This window comes from Mesorhizobium sp. CA4 (assembly GCF_020165075.1).
GTDB lineage: Bacteria > Pseudomonadota > Alphaproteobacteria > Rhizobiales > Rhizobiaceae > Mesorhizobium.
In genome coordinates, this window is record NZ_JAIUHK010000052.1 from 1 (window position 1) to 17,642 (window position 17,642).

Genomic DNA, 17,642 nt, shown 5'->3' on the forward strand with positions numbered 1-17,642 from the left:
GATCCGACTGCATGGCAAACCTGCCAAGCAGGCGAGCCTTCTTGCCTTCAATCTTGACAGGGAACATGAGAGACTAGACTTTCACCGCTTCGCTCGTCTCCGCCCGCCGCCGCCGGATCGCTTCGGCGATGAAGACGCGCGACAGCGCATGGTAGAGCGGTTCGTTGGAGATGAGCCTCGCCGTGCCGTAGCCCAGCATCGCCGCGCACATCAGCGCGATCACATTGTCGTGGTTGCCGGTCATTTCGAGGATGATGACGAAGGCCGTCATCGGCGCCTGCACGACGCCGGCGAAATAGCCGGCCATGCCGAGCAGCGCTGCGGTTCCGGTGGCCGTGCCGAAGACCAGGCCGAGCGTGCTGCCAAGGCCGGCGCCCACCGCCAGCGACGGCGCGAAGAGGCCTCCGGGAATGCCCGACACCATCGACAAGAGACCAGCGGCGAATTTCTCGACGAAAAAGAAGGCCGGCAGCGGTGTGCCTTCGATCGCGCCGCGCGCCTGCACATAGCCGGTGCCAAATGTCAGCCCGCCGGAGGCGACGCCGATCACCGCCACGGCGAGCCCGCAGATAGCCGCCACGACCAGAGTGCGTGGCAGCGGCTGCAGTGCGTTCCAGCGCCGGATGCGGCGCATGACGTTGAGCGCCAGCAGTGAGAACAGCGCGCCGGCACCGCCGCCGATGATGCCGCAGGCGAGCACCAGCGGCCAGTCGGCAACGAAGGCGACCGTATCCTTGGCGACGCCAAAATAGGTGTAGTTGCCGAGCAGCCCGAGCGAAGCGAGGCCGGCCAGGATCACCGCCGTCAGCACCAGCCCGTTGGTGCGCGCCTCATAAGCGCGGCCCATTTCCTCGATGGCGAAGACGATGCCGGCAAGCGGTGTGTTGAAGGCGGCGGCGATGCCGGCGGCGGAGCCTGCCAGGATCAGGCCGCGCGCCTGTGCCATGCCGCCCCATCGCGCCGCCTGCAGCATCAGCGAAGCGCCGACCTGCACCGTCGGGCCTTCGCGGCCGATAGAGGCGCCGCAGGCGAGGCCGACGATAGTGAGCGCGATCTTTCCCACCACCAGCCTCAGCGACAGGATGCGGCTGCGGTCGTCCTCGTCGCGCAGGTGACGTGCCGCAATCGCCTGCGGAATGCCGCTGCCTTGCGACCCCGGAAAGAAGGAATGCGCAAGCCAGGCGCAAAAGACGAAACCGAGCGGCGTCGCCACAAGTGGCAGATAGAAGCGCCAGCCGCCGTCGTTGCCAGTCACGGCATGGAACAGGGCCTGCGCCCGGTCGGCGAGCAGGGCGAACAGGACGCTGATCAGGCCGATCGAGATGGCGCCGGCCCAGAAGACGAGGCGCGGTTGCCAGACGCGCCGCGACATCCACATGGCGTGGGAACGCCGCAGCATGCGGTATTTTCGGGATATGCCGGCCATGACCGTCCTCTTGATGGTTACCCGCCCTAGCACAGTCGCCGGGTCGATCAACCCGCTAGGGCGAGCCCGACGCTATGTCAGTCAGGTCGAGGAGTGGTGCTCAAGGGGACGTTACCGGATGGCGGATAACCCGCCGGCGTACCGGCCGGCGGGGAGGTCGGCACGCAGGATCGGCGAGGTCACATCGCCATTTTTTCACATTCGGCCTGGGCCTTCTTGGTCGACGTATCGATCATGTAGGCTTTGCCCTTGGCGTCGGTGATCATCATCATGCAATGCTTGATCGGCTTGGCCATCTTCATCATTTCGGCGCTCATCTTGGCGTCCGGCATCATCGTGCCCATGTGACCGTCCGGCATGATCGCGGTGACCTGCCCGCCCTTCATCATGGTCATGGCGCCCATTGTATCTTCGGCAAAGGCTTGCGAGGCGCAAAGACCGGCGAGGCCGGCAATGAGTGCGAGCTTGATTGAGTGCATCTGAACAACTCCCATTGTTGAGGGGCATGGTCGCCCTCTTCCGGTTCGCCGGCGCAGCTCGAATGATTACGTCAACACGAATATGTGATCGAGTTTCAGATGGGCAGCCGGCCGCGTTACGCCCCTGGCTCAGGCAGGTGTCAGAATTTGTTGACCTCCGTGCCAGTCGAAATAGCTATCGCTTCGCATCGGTCGAGACATAAAGCAGCCCGGTGTGGTGGGACGCGGGACCGGCTGGGCCGCACGACATCGATGCCGGCTTGGGAGAAGGAAAGCCCGGGCGCATGACTCCGGCGCCGAGCTGTGCTATGCGCCGCGCTTCCCGTGCGGCCGATGCTGAAATCGGCCGCAAATCGCTTATATTGGCGCCACCATGACCGTTTCGCTTGATCTTACCGCCGAAGGCGCTCGTGACGCCTTGCGCCGCGCAGCACCGGCCGAGAAGCCGTCGCTGATCGGCCTGACCCGCGCCGAGCTCGCCGAAGCGCTTGTCGGCGCCGGCATCGTGCCGGAGCGCCAGGCCAAGATGCGCGCCCAGCAGCTCTGGCACTGGATGTATGTGCGCGGCGTTTCCGACTTCGCGCATATGTTCAACATCTCCAAGGAATTGCGCGCGGAACTCGACAAGCATTTCACCGTCGCGCGGCCGGAGATCGTCGAGGAGCAGATCTCTTCCGACGGCACGCGCAAATGGCTGTTCCGCTTTCCGCCGCGCGGGGCCGGCCGCCCCGTCGAGATCGAGACCGTGTACATTCCCGAGGAAGGCCGCGGCACGCTCTGCATCTCCTCGCAGGTCGGCTGCACGCTGACCTGCTCCTTCTGCCACACCGGCACGCAGAAGCTGGTGCGAAACCTCACCGCCGAGGAGATCCTGGCCCAGTTGCTCACCGCGCGCGACCGTCTCGGCGACTTCCCCGACCGCGACACGCCGGACGGCGCCATTGTGCCGGCCGAGGGTCGCAAGGTGTCCAACATCGTCATGATGGGCATGGGCGAGCCGCTCTATAATTTCGAGGCGGTGAAGAAGGCGCTGCTGATCGCTTCCGATGGCGACGGGCTTTCCTTGTCAAAAAGGCGCATCACGCTGTCGACCTCCGGCGTCGTGCCGGAAATCTTCCGCACCGGCGAGGAGATCGGCGTGATGCTGGCGATCTCGCTGCATGCCACCAATGACGACCTGCGCGACCTGCTGGTGCCGATCAACAAGAAGTTTCCGCTGAAGGAGCTGATCGCCGCCTGCAAGGCCTATCCAGGCCTCTCCAACGCCAAGCGCATCACCTTCGAATATGTGATGCTGAAGGACGTCAACGATTCCCTCGACGATGCCAAGGCGCTGGTGAAGCTCTTGAAAGGCATTCCCGCCAAGATCAACCTCATCCCGTTCAACCCCTGGCCCGGCACCAACTACCAGTGCTCGGACTGGGAGACTATCGAGAAGTTTGCCGACTACATAAACAATGCCGGCTATGCCTCGCCGATCCGCACGCCGCGCGGCCGCGACATCCTCGCCGCCTGCGGCCAGCTGAAGTCGGAGTCCGAACGCATGCGCAAGGTCGACCGGCTGGCGCTCGAAGCCATGATGATCGCGGGGCACGGCGAGGCGTGAGGCGCATCATCGCCTATCTCGTCCGCTTCGCCGTCATCCTGGTCGGCTATATCGTCGGCTCGCTGGCGGCAAGCGCCTTCCTCAACGCGCTTTTCCTCGGCTATTTCGGTTACCCTCTGGAGCCGGGGCACCCGACCATCGCGCCGGCGCTTTATTTCTCGGTGCCTTTCGTGGCGCTGTTCGTCGCCTATTTCGCCTTCATGCCGGCGGCGGTCGTCATTTTGATCGCCGAAGTGCTCGGCCGGCGCGACTGGCTGTTTTACGCGCTGGGCGGCGCCGTCATCGCACTCGTCTTCCTCGGCTTCGTCCATAGTGTGGGCGACGCCGATTTCGATGTCACAGCGACCAACGCCAGATTGGCCGTGATCGGCGCCGGCATGGTCGGCGGCATCTTCTACTGGCTCTCCGCCGGCCGCTGGGCCGGAAGCTGGCGCCGCGAGGCGCTGCCCGATCCGCGGGCTTAAGTGTGGGGAGCGTGCTTGCCGGACCTCGCTGGCGCGTGCCGGAGCAGCCTATCCGATAACGATCACCTTTCCGGTGATGGCTCCCTCGACGCTCCTCGCGTAGGCAAGACCGACCCGTTTCGAAGAAACAGGTTCGTGGCCGGGAACCATTCTCCATACCGTGGCACGGAAACGTCCAGAAGCCCCGGGCTCACCACGTTGATGCGCAGACCACGCGGCATTTCGATTGCCGCCCCGACGACGAAGCCGCCAAGGGCGCCATTCGCCCTCGCTGCAGCCGCCCCCGTTCGGATTGGATCGCGGTCCAGCACACCACTCGTCAACGTGAAGGATCCCGCTTCGTTGACGATATCAAGTCCTGCCAGGACCAGATTGACCTGCCCCAGCACCTTGTGCCTGAGACCGAGCATGAAACTCTCTTCCGTATAGTCGTGCAACCGACTGAAATGAACGTCGCCTGCTGTCGAAACGACGGCATCCACCTTGCCGCAACTTGCGTACATGGCATCGACCGATGCGCGGTTCGCCATGTCGACCCGGATGTCGCCACTGGAACGACCTGCCCTGATGATCTCGTGGCGACTTTCCAGCTCGGCGCACACGGCTTTGCCGATGTCACCCTCGGCACCGACAACGACAATCCTCATGACGCTGCGATCTCGTCATACCGCTTCAGCTTGTGCGCAAGGATTTCGGCACAACGGTCCAGGACCCCGCGTTGCTTGTCGAGCTGTTCGGAGTGGCCCAGAAGAATTCGCTTTCGCTCTGGGATCGTTTCGTCGCCCCTTTGGTAGAGCCGCGCAAAGTACCGCATCGTTTCCATCCGCATGCCGGTGTCGCGCAGGGACGACAGCAGGACGAGCCAATCGACGTCCACCGCCGAAAAGCGACGCTTGCCATCTCTTCCTCGTTCGACGGGCGGAAGCAGGCCCGCCTTTTCATAGTATCGGATGGTATCGATACCGAGCCCGCTGGCGGACGCAGCCTCTGAAATCCGCATGCCTTGCCCTTGATCTACACTGTGCAGACCAAGCTACCGTCCTGGAGCAACTCCAGGTCAAGGACTTTTCTCTGAAACGGCGCCGGACCGGACGACCGGAAGCTCGCCTGGGAAAGGGGCGATGGAAGCCTACTTCGCGTGCGCGGTCAGGATCTTGAGCGCGAAGGCCGAGAACACGCCGCCGAACAGATAGTCGACAACGCGCGTCACGCGCGGGCTTGCCTTCATCGCGGCGGAGAACTTTTCCGCCGCCAGCACCATCGGCGCCGTCACCGGGATCGACAGCACGATGAACATCACGCCGAGGAAGAACAGTTTTCCGGATGCGTTCGGATCGTGCGCGGAGACGAATTGCGGCAGGAAGGTCATGAAGAACAGGATGATCTTCGGGTTGAGCAGGTTGACCCCGAGCCCGGCCGCCCAGCTGCGGAACAGCGAAACTTGCGGTCCCGTTCGCTTCTCCGGCGAAAAGGCCGAGCCCTTGGCGATCGCCTGCCAGGCCAGGAATACCAGATAACCGGCGCCGAAGATCTTCAAGACGAAGAAAGCCATCGGCGAAGCGACGATCAGCGCCGATATGCCGACCACCACCAGCGTGGTGTGGATCAGCGTGCCGCAAAGCGCGCCGGCCATGGAGGCGAAGCCGGTGGCGCGGCCCTGGCTCAGCGTTCGCGAGACGAACAGCGTCATGTCCGGTCCCGGCGTGATCGCCAGGATGACGGTGGCGATAGCGAACTGGATGAGCGTCGAAGTGTCGGGAATGAAGGACATGGAAGGCCCGGTATCGTGTTGGTTTGCGAGTTTATAGCGCGGCTGCCCCAGTCGCGCCAGCCGCGGCGATTGGCTTCTCCTGCTCACCTTCGTCTCTTGCGCCGCCCGGAAAGGCCGTGATACCTCGCCCGCGAAGCCATTTTCCCGCGGAACCGCCAAAATGTCCAAGACCAAGAACGTCAAGAAAGTCGTGCTCGCCTATTCCGGCGGCCTCGACACCTCCATCATCCTGAAGTGGCTGCAGACCGAGCTCGGCGCCGAAGTCGTCACCTTCACCGCCGATCTCGGCCAGGGCGGCGAGCTGGAGCCGGCGCGCCGCAAGGCCGAGATGATGGGCATCAAGGACATCCGCATCGTCGACGTGCGTGAGGAATTCGTCGCCGACTTCGTCTTCCCGATGTTTCGCGCCAACGCCGTCTATGAAGGCACCTATCTGCTCGGGACCTCGATCGCCCGGCCGCTGATCTCCAAGCATCTGGTCGAGATCGCCAAGGAAACCGGCGCCGACGCGATCGCGCATGGCGCAACCGGCAAGGGCAACGACCAGGTCCGCTTCGAATTGTCCGCCTATGCGCTGAACCCCGACATCAAGGTCATCGCGCCGTGGCGCGACTGGTCGTTCAAGTCCCGCACCGACCTTCTCAACTTCGCCGAGCAGCACCAGATCCCGGTGCCGAAGGACAAGCGCGGCGACGCGCCCTTCTCGGTCGACGCCAATCTTTTGCACTCCTCCTCCGAGGGCAAGGTGCTGGAGGATCCGTGGAGCGAGCCGCCGGAATTCGTGCATCAGCGCACCGTCTCGCCGATGGATGCGCCCGATGTCGTCACCGAGATCGAGATCGAGTTCCTCAAAGGCGACCCGGTCGCGCTCAACGGCAAGAAACTGTCGCCGGCCACCATGCTGGCGGCGCTCAACGACCTCGGCCGCGACAACGGCATCGGCCGCCTCGATCTCGTCGAGAACCGTTTTGTGGGCATGAAGTCGCGCGGCGTCTACGAGACCCCCGGCGGCACCATCCTGATCGCCGCCCACCGCGCGATCGAATCGATCACGCTCGACCGGGGTGCCGCCCACCTCAAGGACGAGTTGATGCCGCGCTACGCCGAGCTCATCTACAACGGCTTCTGGTTCTCGCCAGAGCGCGTGATGTTGCAGGCGATGATCGACAAGAGCCAGGACGACGTCGAAGGCACAGTGCGGCTGAAGCTTTACAAGGGCAACGTCATCGTCACCGGCCGCAAGTCGGAAAAGACGCTCTATTCCGATGCGCTGGTCACTTTCGAGGACGATCGCGGCGCCTACGACCAGAAGGACGCGGAAGGCTTTATTCGGCTCAACGGGCTGCGGCTCAGGACACTGGCGGCAAGGAACCGCCGCTGAAGCTGCTGATCTCCCCCCTCGAGGGGGAGATGTCGCCGAAGGCGACAGAGGGGGTCGCTACGCGTGAAGCGCCGACGCCTTGCGCGACAAAAGAGCGTCGACGCTCTGTATGAGACGACCCCTTCTGGCCTGCCGGCCATCTCCCCTCAAGTTGGGAGATTCCCACTTTCCCGGCTTTCGCCAATCTCCAAGCCCAACAAAAAAAGCCCGGCGCATGGCCGGGCTTTTTCGTGGAATGACGATCTCAATCAGTCCGCGTCGATCGCTTCGGCAATGCGGGCTATAGCCTGCTGATAGACGCTTGCCGAGTTCCAGCCGGCAATCGCGCCCATATTGGCCTCGTAGCTCGCGCCGGCTTGCCAGCCATGCGCCTTGAGATAGTTGGCGGTCGAGGCGAGCGCCGTGTTGCGGTCGCGCAGGTTTCCGCTGCCGACGCCGTATTTCAGCACGTTTCCGGGCAGGAACTGGGTGTGGCCGATCTCGCCATGCATGGCGCCGACCGAGGAGGCGCTCAGCGCGCCGCGATCGACCAGCTTCAGCGCCGCGATGGCATGCGGGGTGAAATAGTCGGGGCGGCGGCAGTCATAGGCGAGCGTCAGGATGGCCGACACCGTGTTCTGGTTGCCCATCGAGGCGCCGAAACCGGTCTCCATGCCCCAGATGGCGAGCAGCACGCCCGGCGGCACGCCATAGGTCCGCTCGATGTTGGCGAACATCGCCGCGTTGGCCTTTTTCAGCGCGCGGCCTCTTGAGATGATAGCGGACGCCCCGCGGCGTTGCATGAACGCCTCCACCGAGCCGCTGAAAGCCTTGTGGATGGCGCGGTCGGCGGCGATCGTCCTGGTCGCGTAGGTCGCCCCCGCCAGCGCCGAAAGCCCCCTTTGGCCGACGCCGTTGGCCTTGGCCTCGGCGGCGAACTCCTGCTTCCAGGCCTCGAAGCCGGCGCCGTTCTTGCCACAGCTGGCCGCGGCCTCCGCGCCTGTGACCAGCCCAAGCATCGCCACCACCGCCGCGGCGGCCGCAAAAATCCTTCCTTTGGCAAAAAATGCCATGTCGTTCTCCTGGTTGCCCTTAAATGTTGCCTTGAATCACGTCCCGGTTGCGAATTTGCCAGCGAAACGCCCGATTGTCACCGCCCTCGCGGGAGACGTGACACCCGACACTGGCGAAAGAAGGGCAATCTGCCTACGATCAGCGATCAGCTGTGGCGGGCTTGCCTCATGAAAGACGTCGACGTCGTGATCATTGGCCCGGTTCGGCGAGCTTGCCGCGCCGAAAGCCCTTCGAGCGGCCGGGCTTTCCGTCCTTCTGCGCGAGGCGATGGACCGGATTGGCCTGTGTCGGCCGTCATTGCCCAGCTCGCGGCGAAATAGCGCCGGAACGCCGGAAGCCGGAAAGCGTTAGGGCATGCTTCACAAAAAATCTCGGAGCGAGTTGACGATCCCAGGGAAAAGTCATCCCGCTCCAAGACGGAGCCTGCACCCACGCTCCGATCCATGGGTTGATCACGCATGAAGCTGTTCGACTGCCCCAATTGCGGCCATCGCCTCTATTTCGAGAATGCCCAGTGCCTGAACTGTTCCAGCCTGGTGCTCTATGACCCGGAGCAGGCGAGCTTCGTGCTCAGCGGCAAGGGCGGCATTCTTCCGTGCGGCAATGCCGATGAATGCGCCTGCAACTGGCGGGCCGAGGGCGGCCGGATTTTCTGCCACGCATGCGCCCTCAATCAGGTCATTCCCGACCTTTCCATCGACGGCAACCGCCGGCGCTGGATCCGGGTCGAGGCGGCGAAGAAACGCGCAGTCTATTCTCTGCTCGCCTTCGGCCTGCCGGTCGTGCCCAAGGCCGATGCGAAAGACGAGACCGGCCTTGCCTTCGACTTTCTCGCCGACCCGATCGGCGCCGGTCCGGGCGGTGAGCCCATCCTGACCGGCCATGACAACGGCTTGATCACGCTCAATGTTGCCGAAGCCGATTCCGCCGAGCGTGAACGGCGGCGGGTCGAGATGGGCGAGAATTACCGCACCCTGCTTGGCCATTTCCGCCACGAGCTCGGCCACTATTATTGGGATCGGCTGATCCGTGACGATCCCGCGCGCCTTTCGGCCTTCCGCGCCCTCTTCGGCGACGAGCGTGCCGATTACGAGCAGGCCCTGGAAGCTTACTACGCCAACGGCGCGCCGCCGGACTGGCAGCAGCGCCACATCTCCGCCTACGCCGCATCCCATCCCTGGGAAGACTGGGCCGAGACCTGGGCGCACCATCTCCACATCACCGACACGCTGGAGATGGTTCATTCGCTGAACTTCCCGCTTGGCCGGCTGGAGACCGTGGGAGCGGGCGACCTGCCGCGCAGCGATACTGGCGGGCATTTGCAGCCGGCGCCCGCCGATCCCGACCCGGGTCCGGAGCCATTTGAAAGGATCCTGGCCCGCTGGCTTGTGCTGTCGGAGGCGTCGAACTCCATCAACCGCTGCATGGGCCTGCCGGACCTCTACCCTTTCGTGATTTCCGAGGTGGCGGCGCGCAAATTGGCCTTCGTGCACGAGCTTTTGACCGGCGCGCCGAAAAAGACCTGGAACAATTCGTGAGCGGGAACAAGGACTTTAGCCGGAACGCATAAGCCTCTGTTTCGTTTCCGAGCCCGAGGGAGCGTTGAAAACGGAGAGAAGAACTATGACACGCGTATTGTTTCCGGCGCTGGCCGGTGCGCTGCTCACTATCTCGGGCGCCGCTTTCGCCGATACCCCCGTCCAGGCGGTGACCGACTTGAACGTCCGCGCCGGCCCCGGTCCGCAACATCCGGTCATCGGCGTGCTGGCGGCCGGCCAGTCGGCCACGCTCAACGGCTGCATCGAGGGCAGCAAGTGGTGCACGATCGCCGAAGCCGACGGCAAGGGTTGGGTCTATTCCGATTATGTGACGGGCGATTTCGGCGGCAGCCGCGTCGTCGTGACCCGCCGCCCGGCCAATGCCGATATTACCGTTGTGGCCCCGCCGACCGATGATCTCTACACCACCAACAGCTACACCGGCGCCATCGTTTCGAGCGACGACGCCATCGAGTCGATCGGCAGACCGCCGGCCGAGGTCGGCACCTATGTCACCACGCATCGGGTCGATCCGGTCTATCTCGAGGGTGAGGTGGTGACCGGCGCCACGCTGCCCGACACCGTCGAGCTGCGCGAGATCCCCGATTACCGGTATCGTTATGTCTATGTGAACAACCAGCCCGCGCTGGTCGACCCCGGCACGCGGCGCATCGTCTATGTGATGCGCTGATCGGGCTTGATCGCCGTGAGAAGAACGGTCGCCAGCGATGGCGGCCGTTTTTTATGTCTGCATGCGGCAACCCGTAGGGGCGGTAATTGCGTGCTAACTGCCGATCTCCTAATACCCATGTGGCGAAAGCCTTCGGCAGGGGAGCCGCGTGACGATCGAGAATGCCGCCTTCGAGCGCTATCGCCGCTCACCGAACGAAAAGACAACTTTGCCGCGCCTGTTCTTTGGCACGGCGATCGTCATCGCCTTCTGGATGGCGGCGACGGCCCTGGTGCTGTTTGCCGGTACGTATCTCTACATCGTCTGGCGCCTTCCCGGACCCTCGACCGGGCAATACATGCAGGATTTCCTGGCATCGCCCATCGGCATTCTGAGCGCGCTGAGCTCCTTTGCCGGCATCTGGATCGGCCTCTGGGTGGCGATGCGTTTGTTGCATAGCGAGCCGCTCGCCGCCCTTTTTGGCGTCAGCCGCCGCATCGCGGGCGGCGATTTCCTCAAGGGCCTGGTTGCGGTGCTGATCACCTCGCTGCTTTCCGAAGTGCTGCTCTATTGGCTGCAGCCGGAGATCGCGCGCGGACCGATCGCCTTCTCGTCCTGGCTGCTTTTCCTGGTGCCGATCGCGCTGCTCGCCTTCCTGCAGACCTCCTCGGAGGAAATGCTGTTTCGCGGCTATCTGCTGCGCGCGCTCGCCTGTCGCTTCAGGAGCCCTCTGGTTTGGGCGGTGCTGCCGGGCCTGCTGTTCACGTCGCTGCATTGGAACACGGCCTCGACGCTGGCCATCAATGCCAGTGTCTTCATCTCGATCGGCACCTTTGCGCTGTTGCTCACGCTCCTGGTCTATGTCACCGGCAATCTCGGCGCCGGTTTCGGCGCCCATCTCGGCAACAATCTGACCGGCTTCCTGCTGATCTCGCACCAGGAGGCCTATAATTCCTTCGCGCTGCTCAATGCGAAGCCCCTCGAAGGTCCCGGCTGGACCAGTTGGGACGCCGTTCTGATCGCGGCGATCGGCATCGTCAGCACGCTTCTGACGATTCTGCTGCTTTTGCACCGGCGCTCGCCGCTGCGGGTCGGGGCGACCAATCAAAGCCTGGGCTAAGCCGCCGTCAATCGCGGTGTTTTGGCCCGGATTCCGGCATAGTTTTTTGATGCATGCCGTTGCCGCAAAACCGCTGCGCACCTTTGCGCGACATGCATTGGCCTTGACTCCGCGGCCGATTTCCTGTCTAGAGCCGCTGAATTCCGCGACGAGTTTTCTTTCGCGAAAGCCGACCAGGACGCCGAAGCCTCTTTGAGGCGGGTGCTGTAAAGAGATCCCGGAGGCCAACACCCGGCAGCGCGATGCGCCCCCGGGTGCTTTTTGGCTTTGCGCTTTTGCTTGGCGGCCCGGCGCGAACGCACTACCTCTCGGGCATCCACAGGTGCCAGAGAAAAGGAAGAAGAATGTTTGAGTCCCTGCAAGAGCGCCTTGGCTCCATCCTGAACGGCCTGACCGGCCGCGGCGCGCTGTCCGAGGCGGATGTCTCGGCAGCGCTGCGCGAGGTGCGCCGCGCCCTGCTCGAGGCCGACGTGGCGCTGGAAGTGGTGCGTTCCTTCACCGACAAGGTGCGCGAGAAGGCGGTCGGCGCCGCGGTGCTGAAGTCGATCAAGCCCGGACAGATGGTCGTCAAGATCGTCCATGACGAGCTGGTCGACATGCTCGGCGCCGAGGGTGTCGCCATCGACCTCAATGCGCCGGCGCCCGTCGTCATCATGATGGTCGGCCTGCAGGGCTCCGGCAAGACGACGACCTCGGCCAAGATCGCCAAGCGGCTGACCGAGCGCCAGAACAAGAAGGTCCTGATGGCCTCGCTCGACACGCGGCGTCCCGCCGCGCAGGAGCAGCTGCGCCAGCTCGGCGAGCAGACCAAGGTCGCCACCCTGCCGATCATCGCCGGCCAGAGCCCGGTCGACATCGCCAAGCGCGCCGTGCAGGCGGCCAGGCTCGGCGGCCATGACGTCGTCATCCTCGACACCGCCGGCCGCACCCATATCGACGAGCCGCTGATGGTCGAGATGGCCGACATCAAGAAGGTGTCGAGCCCGCACGAGATCCTGCTGGTCGCCGACTCGCTGACCGGCCAGGACGCCGTCAATCTGGCGAAAAGCTTCGACGAACGCGTCGGCATCACCGGCCTGGTGCTCACCCGCATGGACGGCGACGGCCGAGGCGGTGCCGCGCTTTCGATGCGCGCCGTCACCGGCAAGCCGATCAAGCTCATCGGCACCGGCGAAAAAATGGACGGGCTGGAGGAATTCCACCCCAAGCGCATCGCCGACCGCATCCTCGGCATGGGCGATATCGTCAGCCTCGTCGAGAAGGCCGCCGAGACCATCGACGCCGAGCAGGCGGCGGCGATGGCGAAAAAGATGCAGTCGGGCAAGTTCGACCTGAACGACCTCGCCCAGCAGCTTCAGCAGATGTCGAAAATGGGCGGCATGGGCGGCATCATGGGCATGATGCCCGGCATGGGCAAGATGAAGGACCAGATGGCCGCCGCCGGCCTCGACGACAAGATGTTCCGACGCCAGCTCGCCATCATCTCCTCGATGACCAAGGCCGAGCGAGCCAATCCCGATATCCTCAAGCACTCGCGCAAGAAGCGCATCGCCGCCGGCTCCGGCACGGACGCTGCCGAGATCAACAAGCTCTTGAAGATGCATCGCGGCATGGCCGACATGATGAAGGCGATGGGCGGCAAGGGCAAGGGCGGCGGCCTCATGCGCGGCATGATGGGCGGCCTCGCCTCGAAAATGGGCCTTGGTGGCATGATGCCGGGCGGCGGCATGCCCGACCTGTCCAAGATGGATCCCAAGCAGCTCGAGGCCCTGCAGAAACAGGCGCAGGCCGCCGGCCTCGGCAAGGGACTTCCCGGCGGCTTGCCGGGTGGACTTCCTGGCGGCGGACTGCCGGGCCTGCCCGGCGGCATGAAGCTTCCCGGTCTTCCCGGCCCTGGCGGTGGCGGACTGCCCGGTTTGGGCAAGAAGAAGTGAGCGGGGCGATGAACGAGGAGAAAGACATGGCCGAAGCACGCGCCATCCTGGCCGGCTACCGCGCTTCGATCGACAACATCGACGCCGCCCTTATCCATATGCTGGCCGAACGCTTCCGCTGCACCAAGGCGGTCGGCGTTCTGAAGGCCGAGCATGGCCTGCCGCCCGCGGACCCGTCGCGCGAGCAGCAGCAGATCGCCCGCCTTCGCCAGCTGGCGAAGGATGCGAACCTCGATCCCGATTTCGCGGAGAAGTTCCTGAACTTCGTCGTCCGCGAAGTCATCCGTCATCACGAACAGATCGCCGCTGACAACGGCGTGATGAAAACCGGGTGAAGCCCGGCGCGTGTCGCCCAAAACTGCGCAGCGGTTTTGGGGCAACGACATACGCAAGCAAAGACAACGTCAATCAAACGAAATCAGAGCTTTTTAGGAGAAAACAATGGCACTGAAGATCAGACTGGCCCGTGCGGGCTCGAAGAAGCGTCCCTACTACCACGTCGTCGTCGCCGACGCCCGTTCGCCGCGCGACGGCCGTTTCATCGAGTCGCTGGGTTCCTGGAACCCGCTGCTGCCGAAGGATGGCGAGCGCGTCAAGGTTGACGCCGAGCGCGTCAAGCACTGGCTGTCGCACGGCGCCCAGCCCACCGACCGCGTGCTGCGCTTCCTCGACGAAGCCGGCCTTGCCAAGCGCGAAGCCCGCTCGAACCCGAACAAGGCCCTGCCTGGCAAGAAGGCGCAGGAACGCGCCGCGCTGCTGAAGAAGGCCCAGGAAGACGCGGCTGCTGCTGCCGCCGCGGCGACCGCCGCTCCGGCCGAAGCCGCCACCGCCGAGTAGTCCCGGCCTTTTCGCTTACAAAAACGGCGGGCATGGACCCGCCGTTTTTCTTTGCCCGCTTTGCAGCCTCAATATCCCGCCGGACACCTTGCGACATAGACGCGACCGTAGCGGTCGCGATACCGGCACTTGCCGCTTTCGCTGGCACGTCCGATCAGTGCGCCGGCGACGGCGCCGACCGCGCCGCCGACCACCGCGCCCTGCACCGGATCGTTGGCCACCGCGGCTCCGACCGCCGCACCGCCCAGGCCGCCGATCGCAGCACCCTTTTCCGTTTGCGAGCAGGCGCCGAGGGCGACCGTCAGCACCAGGATGGTAATTGCTTTCTTCATTGCTGTTCCTCTCTCAAGCGCCGTCCTCGCCGCCATGGCCTAAACTCACAAACAGCTAAATTGATCCCCGCAATGATGAAAATTGGCCGGCTACGTGCCGGCCGGATTTATGGCGCCGGCATGAACTCATTGAAATATCGTGCTTTTCAGCGCTCGGTAAGGCGCCTCAGCTTGTCGAGCCCGGCCTCGAAATCCTTGCCGATCAGCGTGTCAAAATTCATGAACAGGCCCATCAGCTTGGCAATGAAAGGCCTTGCGCCGCGCATTGCCCAGGTAACCGTGGTGCCGTCGCCGGACGGCGAGAGCGAGAAGTCGACCGTGTTGTTGGCCCGGAACGGCCTTTCGAAGTCGAGCTTGAGCGAGACCAGCGATGACGGCACCGAATTCGTGATCTCCATGCGGCCCTTGCCGGCTTTGGAGTCGCCTTCCCAGGCATAGGCCGCGCCCTTGCCGCTGTCGGTGCCGGACAGCGTGCGCTGCATCTGAGGGTCGAGTTTTTCGAAGGGCGACCATTCCGGCCAGCGCCGGAAATCGTTGATCAGCGGGAAGATCGTCTCGGCCGGCGCCTTGATGCTGGCCGAGCGGGTGACGACGAAATGGTTCGGCCGGGTCGCGGCATAGATGAGCACGGCGGCGATGATGACGACCAGGATGATGAGGATGGTGGTGAGCATTTTTCTCTCCCTATCGCGAGAACGGGATCAACGCGCATACCCTCGGGTCACGCAGATAGAGCCCGCCCCACAGGATGATACCGAGATAGACGCCGAACAAAGTGTGCGAAAAGAGCGGGTTGCCGATCCGCACATGGGTCGAAATCGCGCCGCCCATATAGGCGGTGAGCAGGATGGCGCCGAGCACCGAGGTGCGCGGCAAGGCGTAGAGCGCGGTCGAGATCAGCCCGATGACCCCGATCAGGCGCGCGACATTGGCGTCGGCCGGCCAGCCGAGGTCGGCCATCGTCCGGGTGACGACATCCAGCGGCGGCAGCTTGATGACGCCGTCGAAGATCATGAACAGGACGACGGCGGCGCTGAGCGCGCGCCCGGTCCACAAGGCGCCGTTCGAGACGGGCACGGCTTCGGACATGCTCATGGATGTTTCCTCCTGATGGTTCGACCGACCCCTCTGCCGAGGTCGAACCAAGGACGCGCTTTGGGGCCGCGATCCTACAGGGTCCGGAGTCTTTTCGGCGCAGGCTCCGCCAACCGGTCGTAAACGCCGCTCGCCGCAATGAGGCGCACCAGCTCCGCCTGCCGCCGCGTCTCCGTCTTTTCGAACACGTGCTGCAGGTGGGTGCGCGCCGTGGTCAGGCTGATGCCGAGCTCGTCTGCGACCGCCTGCAGTCCTTCGCCGCGGGCGATCGCAATGGCCACGGCCGCCTCGGCCGGGGTCAGTCGATAGAGGTTGCGCAACTGGGCCTGCATGGTCCGCGGCGCGCTGTCCGGATCGGCCACGAACACGATTGCGGCGGGGCGGCCGGTCACGAACCATGTCGACTCGATCTTCAGCGGCGCCACCAGCACGCTCAGCGGTCGACGCGGCGCCGGCCGCGCGAGCGCCATCACGCCGCCTGCGGTGTCCGACTGCTCCGCGGCCGTGGCAATCAACCGGCGAAATTGCGCGGCATCCGCTGGCTTATTTGCGCGCAGCGCCGATTTCTCGATCCTGATTCCGTCGGCTTCGGTGAGCAGCGCTTCGGCCGCCCGGTTGGCGAACAGGATGTCGCCATTCGCCGCCACGATCAGCACGCCCTGGGCGACGCGGTCGAGCGCCTCGACATTGGCACTCCTGGCGATCTCCGAACGCGAGAGGCGCAATCCCACGCTCGCCGCGCGAACCAGATGCGGCCCGACGCGGCGCAGCCGCTCGAGATGCTCGGGCTCGAACTCGCCGGCTGTCCTGGCGCGTCCGCAGGTGAACACGACGCGCATGTCCGGTTCGTTGGCCAGCACGACCCCGATCGGGTGGCACATGTCGCCGGGTCGGCAGAAGTCGTTATAGAACTCGGAGCGCTGGTAGACTTCGCGCGGCACGAGGTCCCACACCGGAATCAACGCGCCGGCGCGCAGCTTGGCGATACGCGGAAGAAACACATTGGTCTTGTAGTAATACTGCGCGTAGGTGCGGTCCGCCTCGGGCGGCATGCGCACCGAACTCGCTTCGCTGCGCAACGTCCTTGCGTTCTGGAACGTCAGCTTGGTGGCGGCGCCTTCGAGGAAATCCGACAGCGTCTCGAGAACCAGCGGCCAGCGGCCGGGTTCGACCGCCGCGTCGTAGATCTGCCCGACCATGCCGTCGAAGTCGTGCATGCGTGCCGGTCCAACGCTCCCTCACCTGAAGGGATCTGCAGTTTGCCGGAAGCCGGCTTTGCTGACAACCATTCCCCGCCGCATCTCATATGTTCATACGAGGCGACCGCCCGAGGTCAGCGTGTAGCTATCGTGAAGCCATCAAGCTTCACTCCAACCACATGTGGCGAAGATGCAAACGCGGGCAGCACCTGGCACTCAGACCGATTGGAACGGTACGCACTACGAAACGCTTCTGACGGCCCGCGAGACCGGCGGCAAGCTCGGGGCATTTGCATCCGATGCTGGTCCGGGCGACGGACCGCCGCGCCACCGCCATCTCGAGGCCGACGAAATCTTCGTCATTCTCCAAGGGCGGCTGCGCTTCTGGCGCGCCGGGGAAACTTCCGAACGCAGCGCCGGAGAAATATTCCACATTCCCGCTGGCGTTGAGCACGCTTTCGTCGTCGTCGAGCCTGCGCAATGGATCGCTATCCTGTCCCCGGGAGGTCTCGAAGGCTTTTTCCCGGCGGTTGCCGCGCAGGGACTGGAGATTCCGCGAGACGTGGCCGCAATCAAGGCGATCGCGGCCCAGTTCGACATGGAGATTACCGGGCCACCCTTAGGATATGCGCGAACGTGAGGCGACCCCAGCCCGAGGGCCGGGACCATGTTCCGGGACGTCCCCCCGAAAGCAGTTCCAGGAAAAGCGTAAGCGGTTGGGCTCGGCGCCTTCGCCG

General features: G+C 64.3%; 20 protein-coding genes. 10 read left to right on the forward strand and 10 right to left on the reverse strand.

Annotated elements, in window-relative coordinates:
• Nucleotides 1-73: 73 nt before the first annotated feature.
• The gene (locus tag LB528_RS27820) at nucleotides 74-1,426 is read right to left on the reverse strand and encodes a chloride channel protein (RefSeq protein ID WP_224717040.1); all 1,353 of its coding nucleotides are present in this window, start codon (nucleotides 1,424-1,426) and stop codon (nucleotides 74-76) included.
• Between the two features lie 179 nt (nucleotides 1,427-1,605).
• Nucleotides 1,606-1,905: a hypothetical protein gene (locus LB528_RS27825; protein ID WP_224517944.1), complete on the reverse strand. Its 300-nt coding sequence runs from the start codon at nucleotides 1,903-1,905 to the stop codon at nucleotides 1,606-1,608.
• Between the two features lie 373 nt (nucleotides 1,906-2,278).
• Here LB528_RS27825 and rlmN point away from each other — a divergent pair, with 373 nt between their 5' ends.
• On the forward strand, nucleotides 2,279-3,511 hold the full coding sequence (gene rlmN, locus LB528_RS27830; RefSeq protein ID WP_224717041.1) for a 23S rRNA (adenine(2503)-C(2))-methyltransferase RlmN: 1,233 nt from the start codon (nucleotides 2,279-2,281) through the stop codon (nucleotides 3,509-3,511).
• On the forward strand, nucleotides 3,508-3,975 hold the full coding sequence (locus LB528_RS27835; RefSeq protein ID WP_224517942.1) for a hypothetical protein: 468 nt from the start codon (nucleotides 3,508-3,510) through the stop codon (nucleotides 3,973-3,975). The genes rlmN and LB528_RS27835 overlap by 4 nt, the downstream gene beginning before the upstream one ends.
• A gap of 62 nt (nucleotides 3,976-4,037) precedes the next feature.
• Here the strand turns inward: LB528_RS27835 and LB528_RS27840 are convergent, their stop codons facing one another.
• The 3 genes from LB528_RS27840 to LB528_RS27850 all read right to left on the reverse strand — a co-directional run bounded on the left by LB528_RS27840 (nucleotide 4,038) and on the right by LB528_RS27850 (nucleotide 5,746).
• Nucleotides 4,038-4,622, reverse strand: a complete 585-nt coding sequence (locus LB528_RS27840; RefSeq protein ID WP_224717042.1) for a short chain dehydrogenase — start codon at nucleotides 4,620-4,622, stop codon at nucleotides 4,038-4,040.
• Complete coding sequence (locus tag LB528_RS27845; protein WP_224517940.1) at nucleotides 4,619-4,975, reverse strand: MerR family transcriptional regulator; 357 nt, start codon at nucleotides 4,973-4,975, stop codon at nucleotides 4,619-4,621. The genes LB528_RS27840 and LB528_RS27845 overlap by 4 nt, the downstream gene beginning before the upstream one ends.
• A gap of 129 nt (nucleotides 4,976-5,104) precedes the next feature.
• Nucleotides 5,105-5,746 (reverse strand): LysE family translocator, encoded by a 642-nt coding sequence (locus tag LB528_RS27850; RefSeq protein WP_224517939.1) that lies wholly within the window; start codon nucleotides 5,744-5,746, stop codon nucleotides 5,105-5,107.
• Nucleotides 5,747-5,906: 160 nt separating this feature from the next.
• Between LB528_RS27850 and LB528_RS27855 the strand changes: the two genes are divergently transcribed.
• Nucleotides 5,907-7,127: an argininosuccinate synthase gene (locus LB528_RS27855; RefSeq protein ID WP_224717043.1), complete on the forward strand. Its 1,221-nt coding sequence runs from the start codon at nucleotides 5,907-5,909 to the stop codon at nucleotides 7,125-7,127.
• Between the two features lie 248 nt (nucleotides 7,128-7,375).
• Here LB528_RS27855 and LB528_RS27860 read toward each other — a convergent pair whose 3' ends face one another.
• On the reverse strand, nucleotides 7,376-8,179 hold the full coding sequence (locus LB528_RS27860; RefSeq protein WP_224517937.1) for a lytic transglycosylase domain-containing protein: 804 nt from the start codon (nucleotides 8,177-8,179) through the stop codon (nucleotides 7,376-7,378).
• 459 nt (nucleotides 8,180-8,638) lie between these two features.
• Between LB528_RS27860 and LB528_RS27865 the strand changes: the two genes are divergently transcribed.
• The 6 genes from LB528_RS27865 (at nucleotide 8,639) to rpsP (ending at nucleotide 14,279) form a co-directional block, all read left to right on the forward strand.
• A complete protein-coding gene (locus tag LB528_RS27865; RefSeq protein ID WP_224717044.1) occupies nucleotides 8,639-9,718 on the forward strand; it encodes a putative zinc-binding metallopeptidase in 1,080 nt (359 codons plus the stop codon).
• An 85-nt stretch (nucleotides 9,719-9,803) separates the two neighbouring features.
• The gene (locus LB528_RS27870) at nucleotides 9,804-10,409 is read left to right on the forward strand and encodes a DUF1236 domain-containing protein (protein WP_224717045.1); all 606 of its coding nucleotides are present in this window, start codon (nucleotides 9,804-9,806) and stop codon (nucleotides 10,407-10,409) included.
• Nucleotides 10,410-10,557: 148 nt separating this feature from the next.
• Nucleotides 10,558-11,508, forward strand: a complete 951-nt coding sequence (locus LB528_RS27875) for a CPBP family intramembrane glutamic endopeptidase (protein ID WP_224717046.1) — start codon at nucleotides 10,558-10,560, stop codon at nucleotides 11,506-11,508.
• Between the two features lie 344 nt (nucleotides 11,509-11,852).
• Nucleotides 11,853-13,442, forward strand: coding sequence for a signal recognition particle protein (gene ffh, locus LB528_RS27880; protein ID WP_224717047.1), 1,590 nt, complete (start codon nucleotides 11,853-11,855; stop codon nucleotides 13,440-13,442).
• A gap of 8 nt (nucleotides 13,443-13,450) precedes the next feature.
• Nucleotides 13,451-13,777 carry a chorismate mutase gene (locus LB528_RS27885; RefSeq protein ID WP_224517967.1) on the forward strand — a complete coding sequence of 109 codons (327 nt, stop codon included), beginning with the start codon at nucleotides 13,451-13,453 and terminating at the stop codon, nucleotides 13,775-13,777.
• 106 nt (nucleotides 13,778-13,883) lie between these two features.
• Nucleotides 13,884-14,279 carry a 30S ribosomal protein S16 gene (gene rpsP, locus LB528_RS27890; RefSeq protein ID WP_127866065.1) on the forward strand — a complete coding sequence of 132 codons (396 nt, stop codon included), beginning with the start codon at nucleotides 13,884-13,886 and terminating at the stop codon, nucleotides 14,277-14,279.
• A 68-nt stretch (nucleotides 14,280-14,347) separates the two neighbouring features.
• Here the strand turns inward: rpsP and LB528_RS27895 are convergent, their stop codons facing one another.
• From LB528_RS27895 to LB528_RS27910, 4 genes are all read right to left on the reverse strand, one after another.
• A complete protein-coding gene (locus tag LB528_RS27895) occupies nucleotides 14,348-14,611 on the reverse strand; it encodes a YMGG-like glycine zipper-containing protein (protein WP_224517932.1) in 264 nt (87 codons plus the stop codon).
• 146 nt (nucleotides 14,612-14,757) lie between these two features.
• Nucleotides 14,758-15,285: an SRPBCC family protein gene (locus LB528_RS27900; protein WP_224717048.1), complete on the reverse strand. Its 528-nt coding sequence runs from the start codon at nucleotides 15,283-15,285 to the stop codon at nucleotides 14,758-14,760.
• Between the two features lie 10 nt (nucleotides 15,286-15,295).
• Entirely contained in the window at nucleotides 15,296-15,706 is a 411-nt protein-coding gene (locus LB528_RS27905) for a DoxX family protein (RefSeq protein ID WP_224717049.1), read from the reverse strand.
• 74 nt (nucleotides 15,707-15,780) lie between these two features.
• Nucleotides 15,781-16,923 carry a helix-turn-helix transcriptional regulator gene (locus tag LB528_RS27910; RefSeq protein WP_224717050.1) on the reverse strand — a complete coding sequence of 381 codons (1,143 nt, stop codon included), beginning with the start codon at nucleotides 16,921-16,923 and terminating at the stop codon, nucleotides 15,781-15,783.
• A 172-nt stretch (nucleotides 16,924-17,095) separates the two neighbouring features.
• Between LB528_RS27910 and LB528_RS27915 the strand changes: the two genes are divergently transcribed.
• Nucleotides 17,096-17,545, forward strand: a complete 450-nt coding sequence (locus LB528_RS27915) for a cupin domain-containing protein (protein WP_224717051.1) — start codon at nucleotides 17,096-17,098, stop codon at nucleotides 17,543-17,545.
• Nucleotides 17,546-17,642 lie beyond the last annotated feature (97 nt).